This is a genomic window from Marivirga sp. (assembly GCF_024636815.1).
GTDB lineage: Bacteria > Bacteroidota > Bacteroidia > Cytophagales > Cyclobacteriaceae > Marivirga.
Genome location: NZ_JAGXGF010000020.1, coordinates 44,348 through 69,475, shown reverse-complemented (window position 1 = coordinate 69,475; position 25,128 = coordinate 44,348). Strand labels below are relative to the sequence as shown.

Annotated in this window: 26 protein-coding genes; 6 read left to right on the top strand and 20 right to left on the bottom strand. The window is 34.2% G+C overall.

Annotation, left to right across the window (positions count from 1 at the left end; all coding sequences use genetic code 11):
* Positions 1 to 190: 190 nt before the first annotated feature.
* Positions 191 to 1,240 (bottom strand): lysylphosphatidylglycerol synthase transmembrane domain-containing protein, encoded by a 1,050-nt coding sequence (locus tag Q0L29_RS02030; RefSeq protein ID WP_296618631.1) that lies wholly within the window; start codon positions 1,238 to 1,240, stop codon positions 191 to 193.
* The gene (locus tag Q0L29_RS02025) at positions 1,237 to 1,983 is read right to left on the bottom strand and encodes a segregation/condensation protein A (RefSeq protein ID WP_296618630.1); all 747 of its coding nucleotides are present in this window, start codon (positions 1,981 to 1,983) and stop codon (positions 1,237 to 1,239) included. The genes Q0L29_RS02030 and Q0L29_RS02025 overlap by 4 nt, the downstream gene beginning before the upstream one ends.
* Positions 1,984 to 2,162: 179 nt before the next feature.
* Between Q0L29_RS02025 and dxs the strand changes: the two genes are divergently transcribed.
* Together dxs and Q0L29_RS02015 are read left to right on the top strand one after the other, a co-directional pair.
* On the top strand, positions 2,163 to 4,082 hold the full coding sequence (gene dxs, locus Q0L29_RS02020; RefSeq protein WP_296618629.1) for a 1-deoxy-D-xylulose-5-phosphate synthase: 1,920 nt from the start codon (positions 2,163 to 2,165) through the stop codon (positions 4,080 to 4,082).
* A gap of 2 nt (positions 4,083 to 4,084) precedes the next feature.
* Positions 4,085 to 4,855, top strand: a complete 771-nt coding sequence (locus Q0L29_RS02015) for an alpha/beta hydrolase (protein WP_296618628.1) — start codon at positions 4,085 to 4,087, stop codon at positions 4,853 to 4,855.
* A 79-nt stretch (positions 4,856 to 4,934) separates the two neighbouring features.
* Here the strand turns inward: Q0L29_RS02015 and Q0L29_RS02010 are convergent, their stop codons facing one another.
* From Q0L29_RS02010 to Q0L29_RS01990, 5 genes are all read right to left on the bottom strand, one after another.
* Complete coding sequence (locus tag Q0L29_RS02010) at positions 4,935 to 6,122, bottom strand: hypothetical protein (RefSeq protein ID WP_296618626.1); 1,188 nt, start codon at positions 6,120 to 6,122, stop codon at positions 4,935 to 4,937.
* A gap of 129 nt (positions 6,123 to 6,251) precedes the next feature.
* Positions 6,252 to 7,274, bottom strand: coding sequence for a UDP-glucose 4-epimerase GalE (galE, locus tag Q0L29_RS02005; RefSeq protein ID WP_296618625.1), 1,023 nt, complete (start codon positions 7,272 to 7,274; stop codon positions 6,252 to 6,254).
* The gene (locus tag Q0L29_RS02000) at positions 7,274 to 8,266 is read right to left on the bottom strand and encodes a UDP-glucuronic acid decarboxylase family protein (RefSeq protein ID WP_296618623.1); all 993 of its coding nucleotides are present in this window, start codon (positions 8,264 to 8,266) and stop codon (positions 7,274 to 7,276) included. Before Q0L29_RS02000 ends, galE begins: the two co-directional genes overlap by 1 nt.
* 5 nt (positions 8,267 to 8,271) lie before the next feature.
* Positions 8,272 to 9,570, bottom strand: coding sequence for a UDP-glucose/GDP-mannose dehydrogenase family protein (locus tag Q0L29_RS01995; protein ID WP_296618622.1), 1,299 nt, complete (start codon positions 9,568 to 9,570; stop codon positions 8,272 to 8,274).
* Positions 9,571 to 9,690: 120 nt separating this feature from the next.
* On the bottom strand, positions 9,691 to 12,078 hold the full coding sequence (locus tag Q0L29_RS01990; RefSeq protein WP_296618620.1) for a TonB-dependent receptor: 2,388 nt from the start codon (positions 12,076 to 12,078) through the stop codon (positions 9,691 to 9,693).
* A gap of 94 nt (positions 12,079 to 12,172) precedes the next feature.
* On the opposite strand from Q0L29_RS01990, the gene Q0L29_RS01985 reads away from it, so the two are divergent.
* The gene (locus tag Q0L29_RS01985; RefSeq protein ID WP_296618619.1) at positions 12,173 to 12,826 is read left to right on the top strand and encodes a MarR family winged helix-turn-helix transcriptional regulator; all 654 of its coding nucleotides are present in this window, start codon (positions 12,173 to 12,175) and stop codon (positions 12,824 to 12,826) included.
* A gap of 156 nt (positions 12,827 to 12,982) precedes the next feature.
* Positions 12,983 to 13,480, top strand: a complete 498-nt coding sequence (locus Q0L29_RS01980; RefSeq protein WP_296618617.1) for a tol-pal system YbgF family protein — start codon at positions 12,983 to 12,985, stop codon at positions 13,478 to 13,480.
* A gap of 322 nt (positions 13,481 to 13,802) precedes the next feature.
* Here the strand turns inward: Q0L29_RS01980 and Q0L29_RS01975 are convergent, their stop codons facing one another.
* The 6 genes from Q0L29_RS01975 to Q0L29_RS01950 form a co-directional block, all read right to left on the bottom strand.
* The gene (locus tag Q0L29_RS01975) at positions 13,803 to 14,282 is read right to left on the bottom strand and encodes a sterol desaturase family protein (protein ID WP_296618615.1); all 480 of its coding nucleotides are present in this window, start codon (positions 14,280 to 14,282) and stop codon (positions 13,803 to 13,805) included.
* A 25-nt stretch (positions 14,283 to 14,307) separates the two neighbouring features.
* Positions 14,308 to 15,153, bottom strand: coding sequence for a 4-hydroxy-3-methylbut-2-enyl diphosphate reductase (locus tag Q0L29_RS01970; protein ID WP_296618613.1), 846 nt, complete (start codon positions 15,151 to 15,153; stop codon positions 14,308 to 14,310).
* 9 nt (positions 15,154 to 15,162) lie between these two features.
* Positions 15,163 to 16,005, bottom strand: a complete 843-nt coding sequence (locus Q0L29_RS01965; protein ID WP_296618612.1) for a phytoene/squalene synthase family protein — start codon at positions 16,003 to 16,005, stop codon at positions 15,163 to 15,165.
* Between the two features lie 4 nt (positions 16,006 to 16,009).
* Positions 16,010 to 17,491: an NAD(P)/FAD-dependent oxidoreductase gene (locus Q0L29_RS01960; protein WP_296618610.1), complete on the bottom strand. Its 1,482-nt coding sequence runs from the start codon at positions 17,489 to 17,491 to the stop codon at positions 16,010 to 16,012.
* Positions 17,492 to 17,604: 113 nt separating this feature from the next.
* Entirely contained in the window at positions 17,605 to 18,108 is a 504-nt protein-coding gene (locus tag Q0L29_RS01955; protein ID WP_296618608.1) for an RNA polymerase sigma factor, read from the bottom strand.
* Positions 18,109 to 18,477: 369 nt separating this feature from the next.
* Positions 18,478 to 19,413: a MerR family transcriptional regulator gene (locus tag Q0L29_RS01950; RefSeq protein WP_296618607.1), complete on the bottom strand. Its 936-nt coding sequence runs from the start codon at positions 19,411 to 19,413 to the stop codon at positions 18,478 to 18,480.
* 161 nt (positions 19,414 to 19,574) lie between these two features.
* Here Q0L29_RS01950 and Q0L29_RS01945 point away from each other — a divergent pair, with 161 nt between their 5' ends.
* The gene (locus Q0L29_RS01945) at positions 19,575 to 19,877 is read left to right on the top strand and encodes a DUF4286 family protein (protein WP_296618605.1); all 303 of its coding nucleotides are present in this window, start codon (positions 19,575 to 19,577) and stop codon (positions 19,875 to 19,877) included.
* A 61-nt stretch (positions 19,878 to 19,938) separates the two neighbouring features.
* Here Q0L29_RS01945 and Q0L29_RS01940 read toward each other — a convergent pair whose 3' ends face one another.
* The 4 genes from Q0L29_RS01940 to Q0L29_RS01925 are packed head-to-tail and all read right to left on the bottom strand — an operon-like array spanning position 19,939 to position 20,995.
* Positions 19,939 to 20,169: a hypothetical protein gene (locus Q0L29_RS01940; RefSeq protein WP_296618604.1), complete on the bottom strand. Its 231-nt coding sequence runs from the start codon at positions 20,167 to 20,169 to the stop codon at positions 19,939 to 19,941.
* Position 20,170: 1 nt separating this feature from the next.
* The gene (gene trxA / locus Q0L29_RS01935) at positions 20,171 to 20,470 is read right to left on the bottom strand and encodes a thioredoxin (RefSeq protein WP_296618602.1); all 300 of its coding nucleotides are present in this window, start codon (positions 20,468 to 20,470) and stop codon (positions 20,171 to 20,173) included.
* Positions 20,471 to 20,475: 5 nt separating this feature from the next.
* The gene (locus Q0L29_RS01930; protein WP_296618600.1) at positions 20,476 to 20,673 is read right to left on the bottom strand and encodes a heavy-metal-associated domain-containing protein; all 198 of its coding nucleotides are present in this window, start codon (positions 20,671 to 20,673) and stop codon (positions 20,476 to 20,478) included.
* 10 nt (positions 20,674 to 20,683) lie between these two features.
* Positions 20,684 to 20,995 (bottom strand): rhodanese-like domain-containing protein, encoded by a 312-nt coding sequence (locus tag Q0L29_RS01925; RefSeq protein WP_296618599.1) that lies wholly within the window; start codon positions 20,993 to 20,995, stop codon positions 20,684 to 20,686.
* 146 nt (positions 20,996 to 21,141) lie between these two features.
* On the opposite strand from Q0L29_RS01925, the gene Q0L29_RS01920 reads away from it, so the two are divergent.
* A complete protein-coding gene (locus Q0L29_RS01920; protein WP_296618597.1) occupies positions 21,142 to 21,483 on the top strand; it encodes a hypothetical protein in 342 nt (113 codons plus the stop codon).
* Positions 21,484 to 21,516: 33 nt separating this feature from the next.
* Here Q0L29_RS01920 and Q0L29_RS01915 read toward each other — a convergent pair whose 3' ends face one another.
* The 3 genes from Q0L29_RS01915 to Q0L29_RS01905 form a co-directional block, all read right to left on the bottom strand.
* A complete protein-coding gene (locus Q0L29_RS01915) occupies positions 21,517 to 23,007 on the bottom strand; it encodes a M28 family peptidase (RefSeq protein ID WP_296618596.1) in 1,491 nt (496 codons plus the stop codon).
* A gap of 17 nt (positions 23,008 to 23,024) precedes the next feature.
* The gene (locus Q0L29_RS01910) at positions 23,025 to 23,921 is read right to left on the bottom strand and encodes a bile acid:sodium symporter family protein (RefSeq protein ID WP_296618594.1); all 897 of its coding nucleotides are present in this window, start codon (positions 23,919 to 23,921) and stop codon (positions 23,025 to 23,027) included.
* A gap of 66 nt (positions 23,922 to 23,987) precedes the next feature.
* Complete coding sequence (locus tag Q0L29_RS01905; protein WP_296618592.1) at positions 23,988 to 25,028, bottom strand: quinone-dependent dihydroorotate dehydrogenase; 1,041 nt, start codon at positions 25,026 to 25,028, stop codon at positions 23,988 to 23,990.
* Positions 25,029 to 25,128 lie beyond the last annotated feature (100 nt).

Genomic DNA, 25,128 nt, shown 5'->3' with positions numbered 1-25,128 from the left:
TCAATAGATTTTAGTGTGTGTTTTAAAAGCCCTTCTATAAAAAGGGCTTCTGATTTTTTCTCCTTCTTATTATAGTATCAATTTACAAAATATTAACTGAAAAACATAGTCAAAAATCCTTAACTTAACGACATTGGGCGCACGCGTTTCGCGTGTGCCTAAGGCACTACAATACCTACCAAAATCTAAATCACTTCTTCTTTTTAAACACCCTCGCTATCCATCTAGGCAAAACTAATGCGCCTAAAAATAAATACGGATAATAAGTCATTAATCGCCAGAAAATATTAGTGATAAAAGTAACAGAGCCCAAATCCTCTTTGAAAAACTGAGTGAAAATAAATTCTGCTGTCCCACTACTTCCCGGAGTTGGTGAAACCAACATCGTAATCCAAATGACCACATGGCGAGCAAAAATCACGATATGATCAAAAAAACTTTGGTTGGAGAAAGCCTCAATTACACAGTTCAGCATGGCGTAACGTGCAGTCCATATAAAAATAGTTGATAGTGATATTTTTAACCAGTAGGTGAAATTCCTTCCTCTTAATTCTTTGGAAGCCAACATGATTTCAGATCCCTGATCATAAGCCCCTTGTCTCCATCTTCTAAGGAATCTAATAGAAGTGATTTTTAATAATATCCATCTAAACCATCTTGGATTCACTAAAACAGCAAATGCCATCACAAAAGTGTAAACTGCAATAAGAGAATAACTAACCACAAATAAGGTCGGCAAACTCTTCCCTAACTGCGTTTCAATCATTGAATTTTGTGGGAAAATATGACCTGAGGCGATCAAATAAACAATAGGCGCCATCACCACAAAATACATATTATCAAATATGGCTGTGATCATGGTATAAGCTAAAGCCTTACCCAATTTTAAGCCTTCCTTCATTAGAATAAAAACCGCCACAGCTGTACCTCCAACAACTGAAGGCGTCACAGCAGAAGCAAATTCCCAAAGGATGATAACATAAATACTGCTTTTCCAGGTCAGCCTTTTTCCCGTAATCATACGGATTCGGTATACATAACCTACATCTCGGGCAAACAAAACAAAAAAGGCTAGCGCTACAGGTAAAATTTCAGCCTCAAATATTAAAGACAGATTTTCTACGGTAACTGTATCATCTTGATAAAATAAAAAAGCTACAATGGATACACCCAATAAAACAGGAATCCATACCTTATTTGGATTAAGGGTTTTGAAAATTTTCTCCTTCTCTAACTTCATTCAGCAACTGTTTCAATTTTTTCGAGCCAAAAATTATTGAATCCCTCTCCTACCGTAATAGCAATCAATGAACTTTGCAATAACTCCAATATGGCCAGAAAATTAAAAATCACGGCTATCTTCTCGGGTTTCTCTTCAATAAATGTAGTAAAAGCTAATTTACCATCTCTTTCTAATTTTCCGATGATATGGTCTTTTTGTGCTTCGATGGTATAAGGATATTGAACCACCTTATGGGAAGGTTTGTTTTTTTCGAGTTCATAGCGTGCCATCACATCCCTAAAAACCCTCAAAAGTTTATATAAATCAACATTTTGCAGTTCTGACTCCACATTAATAGTTTCGGAAAGTGATCTCACTTCCTTTTTAACATTTCCGCGCTTTTCTTTCTCCTGCATTTTGCCTTCCATGTCTGAAAGTTCTTGCAAAACCGATTTATATTTTTTGTATTCTAATAAGTGTCTTACTAATTCCTCTCTGGGATCAATTTCATTTCCTTCTTCATCAATCTGAGGACGAGGCAATAACATTTTGGCTTTAATCCGCATGAGTGTAGAAGCTACTAAAATAAACTCACTTGCTACTTCTATATTCATCTGCTCCAAATGTTTGAGGTAATCCAAAAAATCATTGGTGATTTTGGATATTGGAATATCATAAATGTCCAATTCATCCCTTTCAATGAAGAAAAGGAGCAAATCGAAAGGTCCCTCAAAAAGCGGAAGTTTTATTTCAAAACTCAATAGTAACGGTGATTTAAGTGTTCTATAATTTCAAAGATAATCGAATTTGAAAAGATTGCAGGTTAATAGCAGGATTTTATTGTAAATTTGCATTTATAACACAAAAAAATCGGTAATTTGTAGATTCAAAAACATTTACAGAAAGTATTTGTTTTCTGATTTAAACATTTTAGAATATTATGCTAATTCAACCCGGAGAACTTTTATCCAAGATTGACAGCCCTGCTGATCTCAGGAAACTCAATCAATCTCAATTAGTACAGTTAAGCCAAGAATTAAGACAATTTATAATTGATAATGTATCAATATATGGTGGGCATTTTGGTGCAAGTTTGGGAGTAGTAGAACTTACTACTGCACTTCACTATGTATTCAATACACCAGAAGATCAGGTGATTTGGGATGTAGGGCATCAAGCATATGGACATAAAATTCTAACGGGAAGAAAAGATAAATTTCACACTAACCGGGTTTATGGTGGAATGTCTGGCTTTCCGAAAAGAAAAGAAAGTGAATATGATGCTTTTGGAGTAGGTCACTCCTCAACTTCTATTTCTGCTGCTTTGGGTATGGCTTTAGCTTCTAACTTAAAAGGAGAATTTGATAAGCAACATATTGCTGTAATCGGTGATGGCGCTATGACAGGTGGTATGGCCTTTGAAGGCATGAATCATGCAGGTGCTTCAGATGCTAATATGATTATCATATTGAATGATAATTGTATGTCAATTGATCCTAATGTTGGAGCATTAAAAGAATATTTAACCGATATCACCACATCGCACACCTATAACAGAATGCGTGATGATGTTTGGAAATTATTAGGTAAAGTAAGCGGGTTTGGAAAAAGCGCTCAAGAGGTTGTAGGTAAATTAGAGAATAGCATAAAATCATTCCTTTTAAAGCAAAGCAACCTATTTGAATCTCTTAATTTGAGATATTTCGGTCCTGTAGATGGTCATGATGTAAACCATTTGGTTCATGTTTTAAGAGATTTAAAAGATATCCCAGGACCTAAAGTATTACATTGTGTCACTACTAAAGGAAAAGGTTTTGGTCCTGCAGAAAAAGATCAAACAAAATGGCACGCTCCGGGAAAATTTGATAAAATAACGGGTGAAATTCAGAAAAAACCTGTAGAAAAACCATCTGCGCCTAAATATCAGGAAGTATTTGGTCATACTATAGTAGAATTAGCAGAGCAAAATGATAAGATAGTTGGTGTCACACCTGCAATGCCTTCTGGTTCTTCTTTAAACATTATGATGAAAGCCATGCCGGACAGAGCTTTTGATGTAGGCATAGCAGAACAACATGCAGTAACATTCTCAGCTGGATTGGCTACTCAAGGATTAATTCCATTCTGTAATATTTACAGCACATTCATGCAAAGGGGTTATGATCAAGTAATCCATGATGTATGTATTCAAGACTTACCAGTTAACTTCTTTCTAGATAGAGCGGGATTTGCTGGAGCTGACGGCCCAACTCACCATGGTAATTATGACATCGCCTTTATGCGATGCATACCGAATATGATCGTGGCATCACCGATGAATGAATCGGAACTAAGAAATATGATGTTCACTTCTCAATTACCAAGAGAAGGAAAAGCATTTACTATCCGTTATCCGAGAGGAAAAGGTGTGATGCCGGAATGGAGAACTCCAATGGAGGCGATGGAAATTGGAACAGGCCGACAAGTTAGAGAGGGGAAAGATATTGCTATTTTGAGCATTGGTCATATTGGAAATTATGCAATGGAAGCAGCCGAAAAACTTGCTGAAGAAGGGGTTGAAGCGGGGGTTTTTGATATGCGATTTGTAAAACCATTAGATGAAAAGTTATTGCATCAGGTATTTTCCCAATATAAAAAGGTAATAACCATAGAAGATGGATGTCTAATGGGAGGATTTGGTAGCGCAATACTTGAATTTATGGCAGAAAATGATTATTCTTCACAAGTGAAACGCTTAGGTATTCCGGATAAGGTTGTAGAGCATGGTGAGCAACATGAATTACATGCAGAATGCAACTTTGACCCGGAAGGCATTTTTACCGCAGCGCTTCTGATGGTTGAACAATCATTACACGCTTGACTATGACCATTCACTATGAAGTATCCGGAAAAGGTTATCCGGTTGTTTTTTTACACGGTTATGGGGAAACCCATAAAATATGGAATCATTACAGGGAAAGGTTATCTGAAAAATATAAGGTAATTACTCCTGATTTGCCTGGTTTCGGACAGAGCGACAGCTTACCATATGAGCTCAGCCTTGATATGGTAGCTAATTCCATATATGATTGTCTTAAAAAATTGAATGTATCCGAATGCATAATTATGGGGCATTCTTTAGGTGGGTATGTCACACTCGAAATAGCCAAGCGATTTCCCAATATAGTTTCTCATATAGGCCTCATCCATTCTACAGCCTTAGCTGATACAGATGAGAAAAAAGAAGGCAGAGTAAAATCAATTGAATTTATCCAAAAACACGGAGTAGCAAAATTTATTGAAAGCTTTATCCCGATGCTATTTGATGATAAACACAAGGACAGATTAAAAGACACTATCCAATCCATAGTGGATGAAGGAAGTAAAATCCCTGAAAAAACACTTACCGATTATATGCTGGCCATGCGCGATCGCAGTGACAGCTTGGATTTCATAAAAGAATTCGAAGGTTCTATCTTATTTGTATACGGGGAAAAGGATAGTAGTATACCAGTTGCTTTAAGCAAATCTCAAATTAAATATATGAAGCATCCTTATTTAAAAAACCTACCTAAAACAGGCCATATGGGAATGTTTGAACAGGAAGAGGAGGTTTTTCAAGCTATTTCTAAATTTATAGAAGTAACTCATTAGAGATTTAAGACCTATAGATTAAAGAATCTAGACAAAAGACAAAATTTCGCTGAAGCTAAATAAATTAACAACTAAACGATTATTCCTTTTGAACTAATTTCGTTTTATAGAAAACTGCATAATCATCCTCAACATCTAAGGCTACCTGATCTTTAATAAACCAAAGAAAATCTCCATCAACATATAATAAAGAAGCTATTTCTATTGATGAATTAAAAGGCTTTCCATATTTTTCACCTTCTTTATAAATTTGAAACAGGTCTTTGGGAACATTATCAGGCATAGCCAAAGAAATACTATTCTCTCCTGTTTTTTTCATTTTCGGTTCTTGTCTTTCAGATTCTTTAACTCCTGAATTATACTTAACCAAAACCTTATCACCATCTAATAACCAAGCGCCCCGAACTTCTGCCTCACCTACTTTTCCGCCCATAAAAAAGCCCTTTTTACCTTCTAATGATTCCCTTTCTTTCCCTTCATCTAAATAAAATGGTTCAATATCAAGAGAAAAAGTATCTTTCAATTGAAAAAATTCGTTTTTCCAATCATACAAATAAATCACATCTTCTTTTGGATAACTTATTACCATCTGATTAGCTTTAACATGATTTGAAGCAAGCATATCAGAAGGTTTGTATCCTTTTCCGTCAAGGTAACGACTAAATGACTCTAAAGAAATAACAGGTTTAATAGATTTTGCTTTTCTATTTATAATTTTAAAAGCATGATGATTTTCATACAAACTATCATTTGAGGGATCAATGACCAGTTGGTCATAATTGATTACAGTAAAAAAATGCTTTGGTTCCATTAAATACATGCTTCTTCCATTGTTGATACTTATCCAATAACCTATTGGATCTTCTCTTTCAATTTTCCAAACATTCTCACCTTCAAAATTGTAAGCCCATATTCCTTTTTGACCATGTGCAATAATGGTCTTATTATCATAAAAAATAGGTCTGTCGGCTAATGAACCTGGATTATCAGGAATATCTCCTTCTTTGGTAAATTGGCTTATTATTTCTCCTTTAGCATCTGTAATAATAAATTCCCTATTACTACTATTGAATAAAAGTATATGCTCTTGATTTGGAGAAAAGTCGCACAAAAATGGAATCCCAAGATAGTCAACGGTTAAAGAATCGACTATCTCAAATTTATATTCAATATCAGAATCACTTACAATTTTATTCTCTGTTTCAGATGAACAAGAAGAAAAGATTATGGATAGAGATACACCAAAAATAAATAGAAGAATACGCATGATAGTTTTTTGCGAAATCTAATAAAGAATTAGTTGAAAATCAATGTAATAATTGATATAATTCTTAACACCTGTCAAACTCAATTAGGGAAATTCGCAATTGAACAATTCATAATTAGTAATTCTTAATTACTCTTTAGCTAAGGCTTGTTCCCAGTCCCAAGCAGACTTTAACATATCATCTAAGCTTCTTTTGGTTTTGAAACCTAATTCATTGGTTACTTTAGTGGTGTCAGCATATACTGCTTCCACATCACCAGGGCGTCTATCCACAATCTCATAAGGGACTTTCACTCCAGTTGTTTTCTCAAAGCTTTTGACCATTTCCAAAACTGAATATCCATCCCCCGAACCTACATTAAATACATTAAATGAATTAACTGATTGCTTTGTTGCATATTCCATAGCATTGATATGGGCTTCTGCTAAATCAGAAACATGTATATAATCACGGACACACGTTCCATCTGGAGTATTCCAATCGCCACCGAAAATATTAAGCTTTTCTCTTTTCCCTGTTGCTGTTTCCGTGATAAATGGTACCAAATGATGTGGTGGACCAGACTGAAACTCTCCTATTAGAGAAGATTTATGAGCTCCAATTGGATTGAAATATCTTAGTGAAACTACTTTTAGAGGATGAGCAATACTTGCATCTTTTAAAATATCCTCACATACTTTTTTAGTATTTCCGTAAGGAGAAATAGAAGGTTTAATTGGGGCATTTTCACTTACTGGCAATTGATCAGGATTGCCATAAACGGTGCATGAAGAAGAAAATACGATGGATTTCACATCAAACTCATTCATGCATTCCAGCAAATTAATGGTGGAAGTAAGATTATTAAAATAATAATGCAAAGGCTGTTCAACAGATTCCCCTACTAACAATACGGCTGCAAAATGGATTACACCAACAATTTGGTTATTATTACTCCAGAAAACTTCCTGCAGTTGCTCCTTATCTCGCATTTCAACTTGCTGGAATTCAGGTCGGTTCCCGGTAATTTTCTCTATCCTATCTAAAACAGAAATATCACTATTCAAAAGATTATCAATAATGAGAGGTTCATAACCTTGATTCATCAATTCTACTACAGTATGAGAACCTATATATCCTAATCCGCCTGTAACTAGTACTTTATTTGCCATTACTTCACTATATATTTTTCAAAATCTTTATGTTCTTTCTGGAACAATTTTTCCTTGTCCAAGGACTTAAAGTATTCATAAGTGATTTTCAAACCTTCCTGCCTGTTGACTTTCGGTTCCCAGCCTAAAAGTTTTTGAGCTTTGGTAATATCAGGTTGTCTCTTTTTAGGGTCATCTTCAGGCAGATCTTTATAAATTACTTTTTGCTTCGTTCCCGTCAATTTAATAATTTCTTCGGCAAATTCCGAAATGGTAATCTCATCAGGGTTTCCAACATTCACAGGGTAAACATGATCACTCAACAATAATCGGTAGATGCCCTCTACTAAGTCATCTACATAACAAAATGAACGGGTTTGGGAACCATCGCCAAAAATGGTTAAATCTTCTCCTCTCAAAGCTTGACCAATAAAAGCAGGCAATACTCTACCATCATTTAGTCTCATTCTGGGGCCATAGGTATTGAAAATCCTGACAATCCGTGTTTCCAATTGATGATAAGTATGGTAAGCCATTGTAATGGATTCCATAAAACGCTTGGCTTCATCATACACTCCTCGAGGGCCAATTGGGTTCACGTTTCCATAATAATCCTCTGTTTGTGGATGAACTAGGGGATCTCCATAAACTTCAGAAGTGGAAGCAACTAAAATTCGGGCTTTTTTATCTTTTGCAAGCCCCAATAGATTATGAGTTCCATGTGCACCCACTTTCAAAGTTTGAATAGGGATTTTCAAGTAGTCAATAGGGCTAGCAGGAGAAGCAAAATGTAGAATATATTTCAATTCACCTGGAACATGTACATATTTGCTAACATCATGATGATAAAATTCAAAATGTTCTTTCCCCATCAAATGAGCTATGTTATCCATTGATCCTGTAATGAGATTATCCATCCCAATTACATCATAACCTTCTTTGATAAACCTATCACACAAATGTGATCCTAAAAATCCTGCTGCTCCAGTAATTAAAACTCTCTCTTTAGCCATAAATTTTATCTTCCTATACTAAAATAAGTGAAGCCTAATTCTTTCATCTGCTCTACTTCATATAAATTTCTTCCATCCAGAATCAAAGGCTCTTTCAATTCTTTTTTAATTTCTTCAAAATCAGGCGTTCTGAATACCGGCCACTCAGTCATAATCATTAATGCATCCGCTCCTTTTAGAGCTTCGTAAGGATTTTCGCAATAAGTGATTTTATCACCTATCTGTTCTTTTACATTCTTCATTGCTTCCGGATCGTAAGCCTGAACTTTTGCTCCTGCTTCTATCAAAGCCTCTATATTATACAATGCTGGTGCTTCTCTAATATCGTCTGTATTTGGTTTAAACGCCAAGCCCCACATTGCAATGGTTTTCCCTTTTAAATCATTTTTGAAATAGCCATTCAAATTATCCATCAAACGAGTTTTCTGTTTAGCATTTACATCCATTACTGCGTTCAATATCTTGAAATCATAATTGGCATCCTTAGCAGATTTTGCCAATGCCTGCACGTCTTTTGGGAAACAACTACCGCCATATCCGATCCCAGCAAAAAGAAACCTTTTACCAATTCTAGTGTCAGTACCAATTCCTTTACGGACCATGTCCACATTCGCACCTAAAAGTTCACATATATTGGCAATTTCATTCATGAAAGTAATCTTGGTTGCTAAGAATGAATTGGCTGCATATTTAGTTAATTCAGCGGATTTCTCGTCCATGAAGATAACAGGATTACCCTGACGAACTAATGGAGCATACAATCTTTCCATTATTTTGGTTGCTCTTTGAGATTGCGTTCCAATGACCACTCTTTCTGGTTTCATGAAATCATCTACTGCAACACCTTCTCTTAAAAATTCCGGATTAGATACTACATCAAAATCTACTTTAGCGTTTTTAGAAATAGCTGCATGCACTCTATCGGCAGTACCAACTGGTACAGTACTCTTATCTACAATAACTGCATAATCTTCCAATATATGTCCTAAATCATCAGCCACTTTTAATACGTATTGCAAATCTGCTGCTCCATCTCCACCCGGAGGTGTTGGTAAAGCCAAGAAAATAACTTCAGCTCCTTTAATTCCTTCAGCTAAATTAGTGGTAAAATGTAATCTGTTTTGATTGACATTCCTTTCGAAAATCACTTCCAAACCCGGCTCGTAAATGGTCACTTTACCCGATTGTAATTTTTTTACTTTGGCTTCATCAATATCTACACAGGTAACACTATTGCCGGTCTCCGCAAAACATGTTCCTGTCACTAATCCTACATAACCTGTACCTACTACTGCTATTTTCATCTAAACTTTTAATTATTTGTCAAATCTCATTGGAATCTAAAAATAGATCAGATTCCGAAATAAATTTTAGGTCAAAATTAAACTAATATTCGGTAGAAATTAAGATAAGAAAGGTTTAATTTAAAAATCAATTACTATACCTAAATTAGGCAATAAAGAACTATTACTTACATCACGAATACGTACTAATTGCCGAGGTTGTTGTATTTCTCCTTCATCATTTCTTCTTAAGCCGAAATTAGGCTCTAAGGGTAAATTTTGAGCAAAAGCATTTTGCACTTCAAAAAAGATATTGAAAGTCCAGTTATCAAAATTCCATTTCTTATCAATCCTAATATCAGTTTGATTAAATGGATCCAGTAGTAATTCTCCTTGCCTTGAATAATCTCTAATTATAGAAGGATAAGATTGTAAGGTAGCCTCCTGATCGACTGGTGCTAATGGCGTTTTACCTAAATAGCGAACACGAGCACTCAGTTCCCAGTTATTACCAAATTGATAACCTCCAGTAAAAGTTAATAAATTTCGGTTATCCCAAGTGGACCGTAAATATTCATTTTTATTAAAACCAGTAAATTCACTTCGATAAAGCGTATAAGCTAAAATTGCATAGAAATCTTTGGTTAGCTTTCGCTGATACAGAAATTCCATTCCATATGTTCTACCTAATCCTACACTTTCAATATTTTCATTACCTAGGACAGAAAAACCTCCACCTAAATTAGCCAGCGAAACACTATCCACTAAAGAAACCGGATAATTATCATATTTCTTATAAAACCCTTCGATGCTAAAACGTGCTGATGGTGTTACTAAATACTCAATTCCTGCAACTAAATGATCACTTTGGATATATTCAGCGTCTTGATTTACATAATCATTATTTTGGTCAGTAAATCCTAATATCGTGTATGGCGGAATTTTATAATATCTACCTACAGAAGCATTGACTGTCCATTTCCGTTTTTCATCAAAAGTATAAGAAGCTGAAAATCGAGGACTAAAAGTTCTATAAATCTCATTTCCTGTTTCAGTAAAAGTATTTCCATCAATCCTGAAGCCAGCGGAAAGCCCTAATCTATCGTTCACAAAATTTCGGGAAGCTTGGCCGTTTAATCCATAGCGTGTAAAATTCAAGCTGTTATCATAACTAAACCCTCTATTTTCATCTATCAATTCAGAATTATTAGAATAAATGGCTTCTTGTACTATAAATCCTGTATTGAAAGTCCAATCTTCAACAAACTTGGTCAAATTATATCGGAGCTTGACTTCCTGTTCTTGTGAGTTATTGCTAAATACTAAGCCTTCCTGATTTACATTATCCTCGAATTGCTCAAATAAATTATTCAAAATGTTAGTACTTAAGGCGGTGGTCATAAGACCAGAATTATCTTTAAATCTCCTTTTCCAGCTTAAACCTGCAGTAGTAGTCCACTGATTAATCACGGGAATTTGATCTAAAAAGGCTTGTTGCTCAGCATCAAAATCATCAGGAGCATTGATGGTCAAATCATCAATAGAACCAACCCCCGTAAAAATCAACTCATTATATTCATCAAATTTATGAGTCGCTTTATATTGATAATCCCAATAATCAGGCAAAAATGGCAGCCCAATAGCTTGAAACAATAATTGTAAATAAGATCTTCTGACTGAGGCTATAAATGAAGTATTACTCTTTTCTTCACCTTTCTTTTTGAATAATGGACCTTCTGTGGTAACAGCAGCTTCACTACTACTCAATCGGAAATTATTTCTAAATTCTCTTCTGTTCCCATCCCTTTGGTCAAATTGTAATACTCCTGATAGTACATTATCATATTGACTGGCAAAAGCACTGGAGGATAAAGTTACGCCCTCGAAAAAAGACACATTGAGTAATCCAACCGGTCCCCCGGCACTTCCCTGTGTACTGAAGTGATTGATATTCGGGATCTCAATACCATCCAGATAGTATACATTTTCATTAGGAGCACCTCCTCGGATAATAATATCATTTCTAAAACCACCCACTGAGCCACTTACTCCGGGCAAGGACTGTACTACTTTAGCAATATCATTATTTCCACCAGGATAGGTAGCTATTTCCTCTGGCGATAATCTTTGGATTGAAAGAGGAGTTTCCTCATTTTTTTTGAATGGATTCGCTCGAACTGTTACTCCCTCAAGCTGTTCTACATTTTCCTGTAATTCAAAATTAACATTAGGAATACCACCCGAACGTACCGTTATATTGAACCTTGAACTTTTTTCATATCCTACATAAGAAGCGGTAACCGTATAAGATTGTGGTTCTATATTTCTAATTTCATAATAGCCCTCAACATTCGTTACCGCACCTAATTCTGTTCCTTCTATTATCACAGTAGCTCCAATTAATGGTTCTTCCGTTTTAGCATCCTTTACATAGCCACCAAAACTAGCTGTACCCTGAGCAAAAATTGATTGAGAGGTGATCAAAAAAACAATAAGTGGGCCGATTAAACCAAAAATATTACGTTGCATTTTTAATAATTAAGTTTAGGATTTAATATTATTGCAAAATCATAACATTTATGTTACAAAGTTGTTTTATTATTGAAATAAAATTTTTCAGAAAATGTTAGATAATGGGATTAAACTTCTACAGCTCTATAGGGATTTCTTAAAAAAGAATCCTGATGGTTCTATGAGTGAGTTTGGAAAAAGTTTGATAGATGATGAAAAGAAAGAAAATACTGGAACTGAATTAGAGGAAATGAGCAGAAAGATGCCTTTTCCATTTCCTGCCCAATCACCGGATGAGTATATTGGCTGGGTTTGGGGTAGAATGATGAATTTTACTCAAATATGGGAAAAGAAAGCTTTTGCCAATCAACCGATCCATAATATTACGGAATTTGGAGTTGCTTTATTTGTAATGAGCCATGAAGGATGCAGTAAATCGGAAGTAGCCAATCACTCACTACAAGAGAAAACCACCATATTTGAAACCATTAAAAGAATGGTAAAGAATGGCATCTTAGAAGAAAAATCAAACGAAACCGATAAAAGAAGTAAACATTTAAAGCTTACTGAAAAAGGAAAAATAGCAAGCTTCTCTGTAATGAGCCGAGCTAATGAGGTAAGCCAGCATTTAGTTGGAAATTTGAATAAGTCCGAAAAAGTGCAACTTTTTGATTCCCTTATAAAGCTTGATGGTTACCATCAGCATTGTTATCAGAAGTATAAAAATGAAGATTGGGAGAAGTTGAAGGAAGAGATGTTGGATTAAGAGTTAAGAAGTTAAATAATAATGTTATACAACAAGCTTAAAGTATATATTCAGTTATTAGTTGAGTCAAGAGTTATGGCAGATTAATAACACGCTATTTTCTTCCGTAACCTGTAGCCTTGTGTTATAAGCTTACTTTTTGTTAATTTGTGGATGATGAAAAGACCAATACTCTTGATCATTGTTGGTTTAGTTGCTTTATCGTTAATCTTTTATATTGAACATATAGATATTTTAGCTGACATAGAAGAAATTCGAAATAATCCAATTAAAGAAAGGAATGAACTAAATCAATTTCATACAAACACTTATTTCTTTGATTCCTTAGTTAGTTCGGGTAAATACGATCCTGCTTTTGAGTTCATAAATAAAATTATTAATAACAGTCTTCATTCTGATTTCCATGACAACTACATATTTGAAAAAGGCAAGTTATTATTCAATCTGGAAAACTATGAGAATGCAAAGAGGGTTTTTACAGAGGCTATAAATCTTTCTGATTCTTCTCATTTGAAATCCTTTGTTTGGAGAGGCTATTCGTTTGCTCTATTAGGAAATTGTGACTCAGCTTTGGTTGATTTAGAGTTTGCAGTTAATCGAAATCCATCTTTTCAACTAGATTATGATAAAGTTCTGGGACACTGTGGTGACTAATGAATATTACTAAAAACCAATAACTCAGTTTATTTGAAATTTTTGTATATTTTCAATTCTTTGGTTGCTTTTTGCCTTTCTTTTTACTTGAATAAAAAGAAACAAAAATTCAAGACAAAACAAAGCTTCCTCCCCGTTCCCACGCTGCCCGCTGTTTTGTCCTCCCTCCCGCTTTTCCGAGTTCCTCGGAAGTGGTCGGGTTAATCCTTTTGTTCCTGTAAATCAAAATTCATGTTATCTTCTATGAAAATAAGTTTTGAAATCGCAAATTTTTAATAAAAAAGATAGAATTTCGAAGTCATTCCTATACTGAATTTCCACATTAAGCTTTACTTTTCTCCTCTTTAGGCTCATATTTTTTTGGGGCATATAAAAACCCGAAAGCCTCAGCTCCTTCTTTCGTATGTACTTCATGATGAATGTAATGTGCTCTCATCATTCTTTTCAAGTAAGAATTTTCAGCTTTGAATTTTAATTTCACTCTTCTGTGCACTAAAATATCATGGAACAAAACATAGAATACTCCATAACACGCCACTCCAATCCCTACAAATAGTAACCATCTTAACTCAGGAAATTCGATTCCTGCCATGATCAATGCAGCAGAAGGAACACTAAATACCACTGCAAACAAATCATTTCTTTCCAGCTTATGATTATGCACTTTATGATGTGATTTATGCCAAGTCCAAAGAAATCCATGCATGATATACTTATGCGTAAACCAAGCCACCCCTTCCATAAAGAAGAAGGTACCTACAATCAATAAAGCATAAAATAAGATGGTTAATATATCTGACATGATTTATTATTCTACTAAATTAAGCTTAATATTTCAATAGTTCATCCCGAACTTGCTCCATCAACCACATAGGTGTGGAAGTGGCCCCGCAAATTCCTACAGAATCATTTTCAGCAAACCAGCTTTTATCTAATTCAGTAATGTTTGAGATGAAATATGTATTTGGATTTTTATCCTTGCATACATTATACAAAACCTTTCCATTAGATGATTTTGTTCCCGATACGAAAATAACTTTATCAAATTCTCCAGCGAATGATCTTAACTCTTTATCTCTATTAGAAACTTGTCGGCAAATAGTATCATTAGCATTAACACTTATACCAGCCTCGGTTAAGGTTTCTTTTATTTTATAGAAATTATCAGTGCTTTTGGTGGTTTGACTATAAAGCGTCATTTCTCTTGGTAAACTGTCGATATCCAACTCGTTTATATCCTGAAAAACGACTGCTTCCTGATTAGTTTGTCCTAATAAGCCTTCAACTTCTGCATGCCCATGCTTTCCGTAGATGTATATTTGTTCTTTTTTATCGAAAGAATTCTTAATTCTATTCTGTAATTTTAAAACTACAGGACATGAAGCATCCACTAAGGTGAGATTATTTTCAATGGCTAATTTATAGGTACTAGGCGGCTCTCCATGGGCTCTGATTAAGACCTTTTCATCAGTCAATTCTTTTAAAGCTTCGCGGTCGATAATTTTCAATCCTTTTGCTTCAAGTCTTTTTACTTCTTCATCATTATGCACAATATCGCCCAAACAATAAAGGTAACCTTGTTCATCGAGCATGTCTTCTGCCATTTCGATAGCATACACTACCCCAAAGCAGAATCCGGAACTATTATCTATTTTAACGTTTAGGTTCATCATGGCTGATTTTTAAAGCGTATTGAACTGATGTTTTACATAACTACCCAACAGTAAAAATAGTTTTTTTGAATCTGGAACTCTTACTCGTTCTTCTAATATTTTATCAGGGGGAAATCGTTTTATTTTATCAAATAATTTCAAATAATAAGTATAGGCCAAATAAACGCCCCATCTTGCGCCTCGTGGCAACTGGATAATTCCTTCATAAGCATGATCGAAATCTTTTTGAATATCCGCTTCAATTTTCTCTTTATGAGATGCAGAAAAATCATTGAAATCAACTCCAGGGAAATAAACTCTACCCCTTTCGAAATAATCAGATTTGATATCACGTAAGAAGTTTACTTTCTGAAAGGCCGATCCTAAACTTTTTGCTGAAGGCAATAATTTCTGATAATCCTCTTCTTTTCCTTCACAAAAAATCTTCAAACACATTAAACCTACTACTTCAGCAGAGCCATAGATGTATTCTTCATAGGAAGATTGTTCATAATCAATATCAAGCAAATCCATTTCCATACTGTGTAGAAATGCTTCTATCAATTTATGGTCTATTTGATATTCATTCACTACCATCTGAAAACAATGCAAAACAGGATTTAAGCTGATTTGTTGTTCTATTGCTTCAAAGGTTTGTCTTTTAAAATCTTTTAAAAGGGCTGCTTTATCTTTTTCATGAAAGGTATCTACAATTTCATCTGCATATCGCACAAAGCCATAAATCGCATAAATAGGAAAATGAAATTTCTTATCAAGACTTTTGATGCCTAAGCTAAAGGATGTACTATATCTGTTCGTGATCAGCTTACTGCATTCGAAAGTAGTTTGGTTAAATAATTCTCTAGCATCCATGCTGTTAATTCTTATTTAGATCTTTCATTACTTCCTTGCCCACAACCTGTCCTGAAATCAATGAAGGAGGCACTCCTGGTCCAGGAACAGTTAACTGACCAGCATAATAAAAGTTTTTAAGTTTTTTATTCTTCAAGCTTGGTTTCAATATAGCTGTTTGCTTTAAAGTATTAGCCAGACCATAAGCATTCCCTTTAAATGAATGATAATCATTAATGAAATCATTATGTGCATAGCTTCGCTTATAAGTTACATATTTCTTGATATCTTCTCCTAATATTTTCTCCATTCTGTCCATAATAAGATCATAATATTTTTCTCTTATTTCTTCATTATCTTCCAGCCCCGGAGCCACAGGCATCAAAATAAATACATTTTCTTTGCCTTCTGGTGCCACAGTGGCATCAGTTTTAGAAGGTGCACTCACATAAAACAATGGCTCTTCCGGCCATTTAGGAGTTTCATAAATTTCCTTAGCGTGCGGACCAAAATCATGATCAAAGAATAAGGTATGATGGACTAAACCTTTAATTTTTTTATCAATTCCAAGGTAAAAAATCAAAGAAGATGGCGCCATTGTTCGGCTTTCCCAATATTTGGCATTATAATTTCTGAGATTTTCAGGAAGAATATTCTGGTCAGTATGTTCATAATCCGCAGATGAAACGACTACATCTGCTTCGTACGCTTTATCTTTAGTAATCACCTTTTTGGCAAGATTGCCTTCACAATCTACGGACAATACTTCCTGATCAGTTTTAAATTTCACTCCTTTTTCTTCTGCTAGCTTCACCATACCCTCTACAACTTTATGCATCCCACCTTTGGGATACCATGTTCCCAAGCTGATGTCAGCATAGTTAATGAGACTATAAAGTGCAGGCGTATTTTCAGGGAGAGCTCCAAGGAATAAAATAGGGAATTCCATTAATCGAATAATGCGGTCATTTTTAAAAAACTTGCGAACATGGCTATAGATAGAAGAGAAAATATCCATTCTAACCATATCAAAAAGTAATTTAATACTCATGAACTCGGTGAGCGAACGACCTGGTTTATAAACCAAATCATTTATTCCTTTTTCGTATTTGTAGGCTGCTTGTTCTAGGAATATATCTAATTGATCCCCACTTCCGGCTTCGAGTTTCTCCAGCAAGGCTTTGAATTCCTGCATATTTGCAGGCACTTTCATTATGTCATCTTTGCCGAATACTATATGATAGGAAGGATCTAATCTTTGGAGATCGTAATAATCAGTTACTTTTCTACCAAAGTTCTCAAAATATTTTTCAAAAACATCTGGCATCCAATACCAGCTTGGACCCATATCAAAAGTAAAGCCCTCAGCTTTAAACTGACGGGCTCGTCCTCCTAGATCACTATTTTTCTCTAAAACTGTTACATCACAGCCTTCATTAGCCAAATAAGTCGCAGTAGATAAACCTGCAAAACCAGAACCAATTACAACTACTTTTTTACTAGCCATTAATGAGTTAATTATAAAACACCTAGGATTAAATTACACAAAAAATTCTCATTTGATACTTATAATAAGATAATTAGTAAATCATTTTATGTGATTATCTTATAAGAATTATTTTAAGCATATATTTTAAGAGCATCTTTCAACTCTTTTCTGGCAATATGTATTCTATTTTTAACAGTTCCAATTGGGATTTCTAATTTTTCAGCTATCTCATGATATTTAAACCCTCTGTAATGCATCATAAATGGCTCTTTATAAACATCATCCAATTTTGAAATTTGACCTACGATATCAGCCATTGCAAATGATCCATAAGCAGAATTTTGTGCTATGTTTTCTGTTGAGTTGATGAAATGTAAATTTTCAGTAGTATCAATGAAAGTTTTTCTTCTCACCATTCTTTGATAATTGGTGATAAAAGTATTTTTCATGATAGTGAACAACCATGCTTTCAAATTAGTACCCTCTGAGAATTTCTCACGGTTTGAAAATGCTTTTAATACAGTTTCCTGAATTAAATCATTTGCCTGTTCCATGTCTTTCGTAAGCCTTAATGCAAACGGTTTCATAGATTTCGTCATGTTATTAATCGCGTAACCAAATTCTAATGCTGTCATGATTGTCAATATTTAATGTTGTTTAACAAATCTATGATATTATTAAACAATATACAATCTTTTTGTTTAATTATTTTATTTTTTCATTAAACATTATATGATCAATTTTAGCCATATTTTGCATTATATTGCTTAAAATGATTTTAAAAGCATTTTTTTTATGTATATACATCCATTAAAAATGTTTAATACATATTGAACAAAAACCAATTTTACTAATTTTTATTAATCTTTTTGGTGAAGATCAAATATCAATTGGAAGAAACTTTACTAAAATATTGTGGGAAGAGGGGTGGTAATTAGTAGGGAAAAGAAAAAAGCTATCGTAATTGGATAGCTTTTGGAATAATTAACAATAAGAATAAAATTTTATTCATATTTCATATTTCTTTGTACTTCAGGACTTTTAGGCGAAAGTTCAATATCTTTTTCTTTAATGAATTCTATTAGATCTTCCATCTTCATTATAAATTCAACATTCTTTTTTCTGCTAATATCCTGACCTATAACCTGAAAACCTCCAACAAACAAGGTAGCACTACTAAATAATTCAGCTACTTCATCTATATACTCCTGTACTTCTGATTTTTTAGGTGCTGCTGTACAAATTGTTAAAACGTAATCAGGGTTGTGTATTTCTCTAACTGAGTATAAATCTGATTTCGGAAGATTTTGACCTAAATAGATTACTTTAAACTTTCGTGCTCTTAATAAGAATGACGCAAACATCAAAGATAACTCGTGCAACTCTCCTTCCGGCAGATATAATAACCATTTACCCTTTGACTCCTTTTCAGTGACATATTGTCCATCAATGGCAACAGTCATTTTTTGACGAATTAAATTGGATATAAAATGCTCCTGGGCCGGCAAAATACTTCCTGTTTGCCAAAGCATACCAATTTTTGCCAAAAAAGGGTAGATGATATTTAACATGGTTCGTTCAAAACCATATTTCAGAATATTATTATTTAATATACTCTCAAACCTATCTTCATCCATATCAATCATGCTCAAGGTTAATGAGTTGATTTGGTCAGGGAATCTTAAATTGGTTTCTGCTATCTTCAATACCTCCTGACCTAACTCCTTCTCACTCATTTTGGCAATCTTGGATATTTTATATCCATTCTCCTTTAAAGTGGATATGTTTAATACCAACTTTAAATCTTTATCGCTATAGTAACGAATGTTGGTATCGGTCCTCTTAGGTTCGATAAAATTATAACGTTGTTCCCAAATCCTTAAGGTATGGGCTTTAATTCCTGATAGGTGCTCTAAATCTTTAATTGAATAACTGCTCACAATGCTTCTCTCCTTTCTACTTACCTGTTTAAATTAAAGTATAATGTTAATATGTAATTTCTTTTAGGTTGATAAGTAAAAAAAATAACCATAAGACCTTGAAAATGTTTTTTAGAAACAAAACAATGTGTCAAATTTGTAAAAAAAATCTGAAAAACACCATGATTATTTATAATGTTACTGTGAATGTTGAAAAAGAGGTAGAAGAAATCTGGATAAAGTGGATGAAAGAAACCCATATCCCGGAAATTTTAGCTACTGGATTATTCCATGAGCATAAAATGCTGCGTCTATTGAATGAAACTGAAGGTGAAGGAGAAACTTATGCTGTTCAGTATTTTACTGATGAATTAGACAAGTTAGAAAAATATATGTCAGAGGAAGCTCCAAGACTAAGAGATGAACACAATAAGAAATTTCAAGATAAATGTGTTTCCTTTAGAACTTTCTTAGAAACGGTTTAATGTAAAAGAGTTCGCCTCGAAAGCTTCCCTAGGGATGACATTTTTTGAGACGAACTCTTTTTTATGAGTTTTGCTTTTTCAATGATTTAATCAACATTTCTACCAATCGATAGGCTAAAAACACCCAAGGTGCACCATGCATCAATAAATCAAAGTAATCAGCAGCTTGCATTCCTTCTCCACCACCTAAAATCCAACGAACTTTCCCAAAAAAATGGGGCTCTGGATAAAAAGGTGCTAATCCTAAAGTAAGGACTGCTAAAATTGGAAGTAGTAATTTATTTGACTTCATTTCAATTGTTTAAATTATTGATTTGGGACATAATAGTATTAGGATCCACTACTCCTGCTTGTCTCCATTTAATTTGCCCATTTTGAAATAAAATCAAAGTGGGAATACTTTGAACTTTATATTTTGCTGATGCTTGTTGATTTTTATCTACATCCACTTTAATCACTTTCACTTTTCCTTTCATTTTCTGCGCCACTTCTTCTAAATATGGCGCCATCATTTTACAAGGACCACACCAATCGGCATAAAAATCAACCAATACAGGTGTTTCACTTTTTATTAAATCACCAAAACTAGCCATATCTCTTAATTTGCAGGATAACCCAACTTATCCAATTTTTCTTTCACTGTATTTAATGGAGTACTGCCATCACTTTCAAATTCCAGCTTAGCTGTTGAGATATCAACATTTATCACATCAATCCCTTCAAGCTCCGCTAAACCATTCTTGATAGCATCTACGCAACCTCCACATTTTACATTTTTAACTTCTAAAACTTCCATATCAAAAAAATTATGATTTAGCGTATTGATTCCAGGCTTGAATTCCTCCATCTAAGTTATAAAGCTTATCAAAACCATTGCTAGCCATAAAGCCACAAGCAGTACTGCTTCTGTTTCCACTTCTGCAGTACACCAAATACGTTTTATCTTTATCCAAAGCCTTGATATCTTCAGCAAAAGAAGGTCCCATAATATTGATTACTTTAGCTCCTTCAATAAAGCCTTCCACCTTTTCCTCTGGGGAACGAACGTCTATTATTTCAGTATTAGGCTCTTTGGAAAGCTTATCAAATTCCTCGGGAGTAATGTTTTTATGATTCATAATGATCTTTTTTATTTTAAATATTCTTAAGCAAAGGTACGATTTTTAGCAAAGCTTTGTTTGTAACAGGAGTTACAATTATTTACAAATCCAAAAACTATACAACTTAGTGGCCTCTTTAAGAGTTTATTAGAAAAACAAATATCATGGAGCACAAAATATTAAGTATATTTCTTGTCCTTTGCTTAATAAGCTGTAAAGTAGATATGAAAGACGAATTGGATACTAAGGTAATAGAAGTCCTCCTCAAAGGATCAGAACCTTACAGTTATAAAATAGCTACTTCCATTCCTACTGAAGGAGGTTATGAAATTAGAAAGCAAGCTGAAGTATATCAAATCAGTAAAATGAATTGGGGTGAATATCAATTTCAGGCGAAAGAAGGCTATCAGGGTTCGGAAACTGTGGAGATTGTATTATCTACTAGTATAGGAAATAATAATTTTACAGATCAGAAACGGTGGGTATTTGAAATTAAAGTAGAATAGGTTCCTGAAAATAAATTCAGAAACCTATTTTAATTATTTGTTACTATAAAGGGATTTTCCAGCCTCATAATATTTATCACCCTCCGTCCAGAAAGGGGTTTCTTCATCATTGGCAATTAAGCGGGCAGATAAAACGAATGCCCTGAAAAACTTTTTCATATAATCATAATCCAGACTTTCAGGATTATCAGACTGCTGATGATAATATTTACCAATTTCAGCGTCAAAAGCTGTAAACCCTAAACTAAAAGTTGGTGCAGGAATCCCTTTCTTGGCAAAATTCACATTATCACTTCTATCAAAAAGCCCTTGCTCACCAGCAGGATCATCAATGGCTTTTAAGCCAAAAGTTTCGGCAGCTTCTTTGATATGTTTTCCAGCTGTTGTTCTTTCCAACCCAATAATGGTTGCCAAAGTGGTGTCATTATATCCTCCATTATCGCTATTAAAACAATAGACCATCTGATCTAAAGGTAGCAGAGGATTTTCAACATAATATTTACTTCCCAACAACCCTTTTTCCTCAGCTGTAAAAAGTATAAATAATGCGGAACGCTTAGTTGGATTTTTTGCAATGCTTTCTGCTGCACTCATTACAGTAACTACACCAACCGCATTATCACGAGCACCATTATAAATAGAATCGCCTTCAGCATTTGGTTTACCTATCCCCAAGTGATCATAATGTGCTGAGTAAATAATAAATTCATTCTTTAATTCAGGATCCGTTCCTTCCACCATGCCTACAACATTTTTCGAAGGCATTGGTAATTGCATAGCTTGACCAATAGTTACTTTCAAGTCAGATTTTTTCCTTGCATCAAGTTTATTAAGCCATTGTTTTTCACTATCGTTTACCCAAATTTTGAAAAAACTAGATTCAATATCATGTTCAGATTTAAAGCCTATTGAAGACCCTCTACCCATAAAACTTTTAAAGGTCTTCCAATTATCCGGCTTATCCGTATGTAATTCAATTATACCAAGTGCTCCAGATTCTTTTGCCAAAGTTGATTTTTTGGCACTTGCCTGATAAACAAATCTGTAATCTTGATTATCCTTATGACCTGCTATAACCACTGCAATCTTGCCTTCAGTTTTTTTATTATCGAAATCTTCCTCAGTTCCATAATTCAGAAAAATATAGTCTGATTGCAAATCAACTCCAGAACCTTCTATTCGCAATAAGTTCTCTGCATTTACTGCCTCTTCACCAAGTTGCAGGGCATAAGCGTTAGGTGCGACATTTTTCACTAAAGGAACTTCTTGGAAATACCCATCTGTAGCACCCTTAACTGGAGAGACTCCATATCTTTGAAAAGTGGTAGCAATATATTTTGCTGCAACATCAATTCCGTGAGTACCTGTTTCTCGTCCTGCTAGTTCATCAGAAGCCAAGAAGTAAATATGTCCTTTAATTGTACTTTTTTGAATAGTATTTTCTACTAACTCAGCTTCATCTTGAGCGAAAACCCAAAGAGAAGTCAGCATCAAAGCTGAAATAATCCATAATTTTTTAGTCATGTTTGATAAGTTTAGAATTAGGTTAAAGATAGTTCTTTTAAAGCCTCTTGTGAGTTTTGTTTTTTAGAAATCATAATAACTACAGCAGCGGTCACAAACATCAATAAGCTGTAGATTGCAGCTGGGACTGCCATTTGCGTATTATTTAATATTGCAGGACTTAAAGCCAATGCAATAGCTAAGGTTCCGTTTTGAATACCGGTTTCAATTGCAATAGAGCTTCTTTGCCTTTTATTTAAACCAAACATTTTGCCCAGAATAAAACCTATTAATAAAGCTGATATATTCAAAATAATAGCGGCTACCCCTGCTTGTTCAAAATATGGGATGATATTTTCTCTTTCCTTTAATATTGCTGCTAACAAAATAAGAATAAAGAAAAATGTAGAAATTATATTCATAGCCTTTTCTGATTTTAATGCAAATTGAGGCCGCTTTTTCTTAATTATCATCCCTATGATTACAGGGAAAATAGTCACTAAAAAGATTTGAATAAATGTTTTAAAAAAAGGAAGTGTTATTGCCTTTTCTCCAGTCATATAATGGGCCAGTGCAATATTCAATAATATTGGAATACTGAAATTGGTAATGATACTACTAATAGCTGTTAAACTTATGGATAGTGCCAAATCTGCTTTTGCTAAATGAGATATTAAATTAGATGTTGCTCCACCAGGGCAAAGGGATATTAAAATCAAGCCTACTGCAAGTTCGGGAATAGTGAAAAATAAAGCAGCTAAGCCAAAGCCAATCAGAGGTAAAAGAATGAGTTGACTAATTAATCCAATAACAGCCGCTTTTGGATAGCGCGCAACTTTTTTAAAATCATTAAGGGTAAGTGTCATACCCATTCCTAACATAATAATCCCCAAAGCTAAGGGAAGAAATATGGCAGTTACAGCACTTTGTTCCATGACAATCAGTTTTTTACCCGAAAAATGCTGAATTTATTTCTTTTCTGCAATTAGCAGAACCCATTTTTAAGTATCTGACTTTTTGAGAATAGCTTCGTTAATTCTTTTTACTAATCCTGGTCCTTCATAAATAAAGCCTGTGTAGAGTTGGATTAAACTTGCACCAGCTTCTAACTTCTCAAGTGCATCTTCTTCAGACATAATTCCTCCAACCCCAATAATAGGAAAAGCACTGTTTGATTTCTCATTTAAATAACGAATTACTTCTGTTGCTCTTTTCCCTAAAGGCTTTCCACTCAATCCGCCATTTCCTATTTCATTAATTGCTGATTCTGGGGTTTTCAATCCATCACGACTGATGGTAGTATTGGTAGCAATTACTCCATCAATTTTCGTCTCCCTTACAATCTCAATAATATCATCTAATTGTTGATTCGTTAAATCAGGAGCAATTTTTAATAATATTGGTTTTGTTTTTTCTTGCTGTTTATTGAGCTCCTTTAAGTGATTTAATAATTGCATAAGCGGCTCCTTTTCTTGAAGTTCCCGCAGTCCGGGTGTGTTGGGAGAGCTTACATTCACTACAAAATAATCTACATGAGGATAAAGTTGCAGGAAACATTTCTCATAATCATTAAATGCTTCATCATTAGGAGTTACTTTATTTTTACCGATATTCCCTCCAATAATGACCTTGCTTTTTCTTTTCTTTAAACGCTCTATTGCTGCTTCAATACCTTGATTATTAAAACCCATTCGGTTTATTATACCACTGTCTTCTTGCAATCTAAACAACCTTGGCTGAGGATTGCCAGGTTGAGCTTTCGGGGTGATGGTTCCTATTTCAATAAATCCAAAACCAAGTGATTCTAACTCATCAATTAATTTTGCATCTTTATCAAAACCTGCTGCTAAACCTACTGGATTAGGGAATTTTAAACCAAATAATTCTCTCTCTAACTTAGCAGATTTAATTTGAAATAAGCTCCTATTAAAGGATTTTACACCTGGAATATTAAAAAAAAAATGAGCTAAAGAAAAAGTGAAATGGTGGGCTTTTTCAGCTGACAACTGAAATAATAATGGTCTAATTATGGATTTATACATCAAATCAAAATTCAGGAATTTGAAATTCTACAATGAAACCCAAAGTTCTGACATAGATTTTATAAATCCTTGTAATTGATTGAAAATTAAATACAAATCA

Excerpts from the sequence above, each read along its gene's own strand:
- Q0L29_RS02030 (WP_296618631.1), bottom strand. The coding sequence starts at position 1,240 with ATGAAGTTAGAGAAGGAGAAAATTTTCAAAACCCTTAATCCAAATAAG.
- dxs (WP_296618629.1), top strand. The coding sequence starts at position 2,163 with ATGCTAATTCAACCCGGAGAACTTTTATCCAAGATTGACAGCCCTGCT.
- Q0L29_RS02015 (WP_296618628.1), top strand. The coding sequence starts at position 4,085 with ATGACCATTCACTATGAAGTATCCGGAAAAGGTTATCCGGTTGTTTTT.
- Q0L29_RS02010 (WP_296618626.1), bottom strand. The coding sequence starts at position 6,122 with ATGCGTATTCTTCTATTTATTTTTGGTGTATCTCTATCCATAATCTTT.
- galE (WP_296618625.1), bottom strand. The coding sequence starts at position 7,274 with ATGGCAAATAAAGTACTAGTTACAGGCGGATTAGGATATATAGGTTCT.
- Q0L29_RS02000 (WP_296618623.1), bottom strand. The coding sequence starts at position 8,266 with ATGGCTAAAGAGAGAGTTTTAATTACTGGAGCAGCAGGATTTTTAGGA.
- Q0L29_RS01995 (WP_296618622.1), bottom strand. The coding sequence starts at position 9,570 with ATGAAAATAGCAGTAGTAGGTACAGGTTATGTAGGATTAGTGACAGGA.
- Q0L29_RS01990 (WP_296618620.1), bottom strand. The coding sequence starts at position 12,078 with ATGCAACGTAATATTTTTGGTTTAATCGGCCCACTTATTGTTTTTTTG.
- Q0L29_RS01985 (WP_296618619.1), top strand. The coding sequence starts at position 12,173 with ATGTTAGATAATGGGATTAAACTTCTACAGCTCTATAGGGATTTCTTA.
- Q0L29_RS01980 (WP_296618617.1), top strand. The coding sequence starts at position 12,983 with ATGAAAAGACCAATACTCTTGATCATTGTTGGTTTAGTTGCTTTATCG.
- Q0L29_RS01975 (WP_296618615.1), bottom strand. The coding sequence starts at position 14,282 with ATGTCAGATATATTAACCATCTTATTTTATGCTTTATTGATTGTAGGT.
- Q0L29_RS01970 (WP_296618613.1), bottom strand. The coding sequence starts at position 15,153 with ATGATGAACCTAAACGTTAAAATAGATAATAGTTCCGGATTCTGCTTT.
- Q0L29_RS01965 (WP_296618612.1), bottom strand. The coding sequence starts at position 16,005 with ATGGATGCTAGAGAATTATTTAACCAAACTACTTTCGAATGCAGTAAG.
- Q0L29_RS01960 (WP_296618610.1), bottom strand. The coding sequence starts at position 17,491 with ATGGCTAGTAAAAAAGTAGTTGTAATTGGTTCTGGTTTTGCAGGTTTA.
- Q0L29_RS01955 (WP_296618608.1), bottom strand. The coding sequence starts at position 18,108 with ATGACAGCATTAGAATTTGGTTACGCGATTAATAACATGACGAAATCT.
- Q0L29_RS01945 (WP_296618605.1), top strand. The coding sequence starts at position 19,575 with ATGATTATTTATAATGTTACTGTGAATGTTGAAAAAGAGGTAGAAGAA.
- Q0L29_RS01940 (WP_296618604.1), bottom strand. The coding sequence starts at position 20,169 with ATGAAGTCAAATAAATTACTACTTCCAATTTTAGCAGTCCTTACTTTA.
- trxA (WP_296618602.1), bottom strand. The coding sequence starts at position 20,470 with ATGGCTAGTTTTGGTGATTTAATAAAAAGTGAAACACCTGTATTGGTT.
- Q0L29_RS01930 (WP_296618600.1), bottom strand. The coding sequence starts at position 20,673 with ATGGAAGTTTTAGAAGTTAAAAATGTAAAATGTGGAGGTTGCGTAGAT.
- Q0L29_RS01925 (WP_296618599.1), bottom strand. The coding sequence starts at position 20,995 with ATGAATCATAAAAACATTACTCCCGAGGAATTTGATAAGCTTTCCAAA.
- Q0L29_RS01920 (WP_296618597.1), top strand. The coding sequence starts at position 21,142 with ATGGAGCACAAAATATTAAGTATATTTCTTGTCCTTTGCTTAATAAGC.
- Q0L29_RS01915 (WP_296618596.1), bottom strand. The coding sequence starts at position 23,007 with ATGACTAAAAAATTATGGATTATTTCAGCTTTGATGCTGACTTCTCTT.
- Q0L29_RS01910 (WP_296618594.1), bottom strand. The coding sequence starts at position 23,921 with ATGGAACAAAGTGCTGTAACTGCCATATTTCTTCCCTTAGCTTTGGGG.
- Q0L29_RS01905 (WP_296618592.1), bottom strand. The coding sequence starts at position 25,028 with ATGTATAAATCCATAATTAGACCATTATTATTTCAGTTGTCAGCTGAA.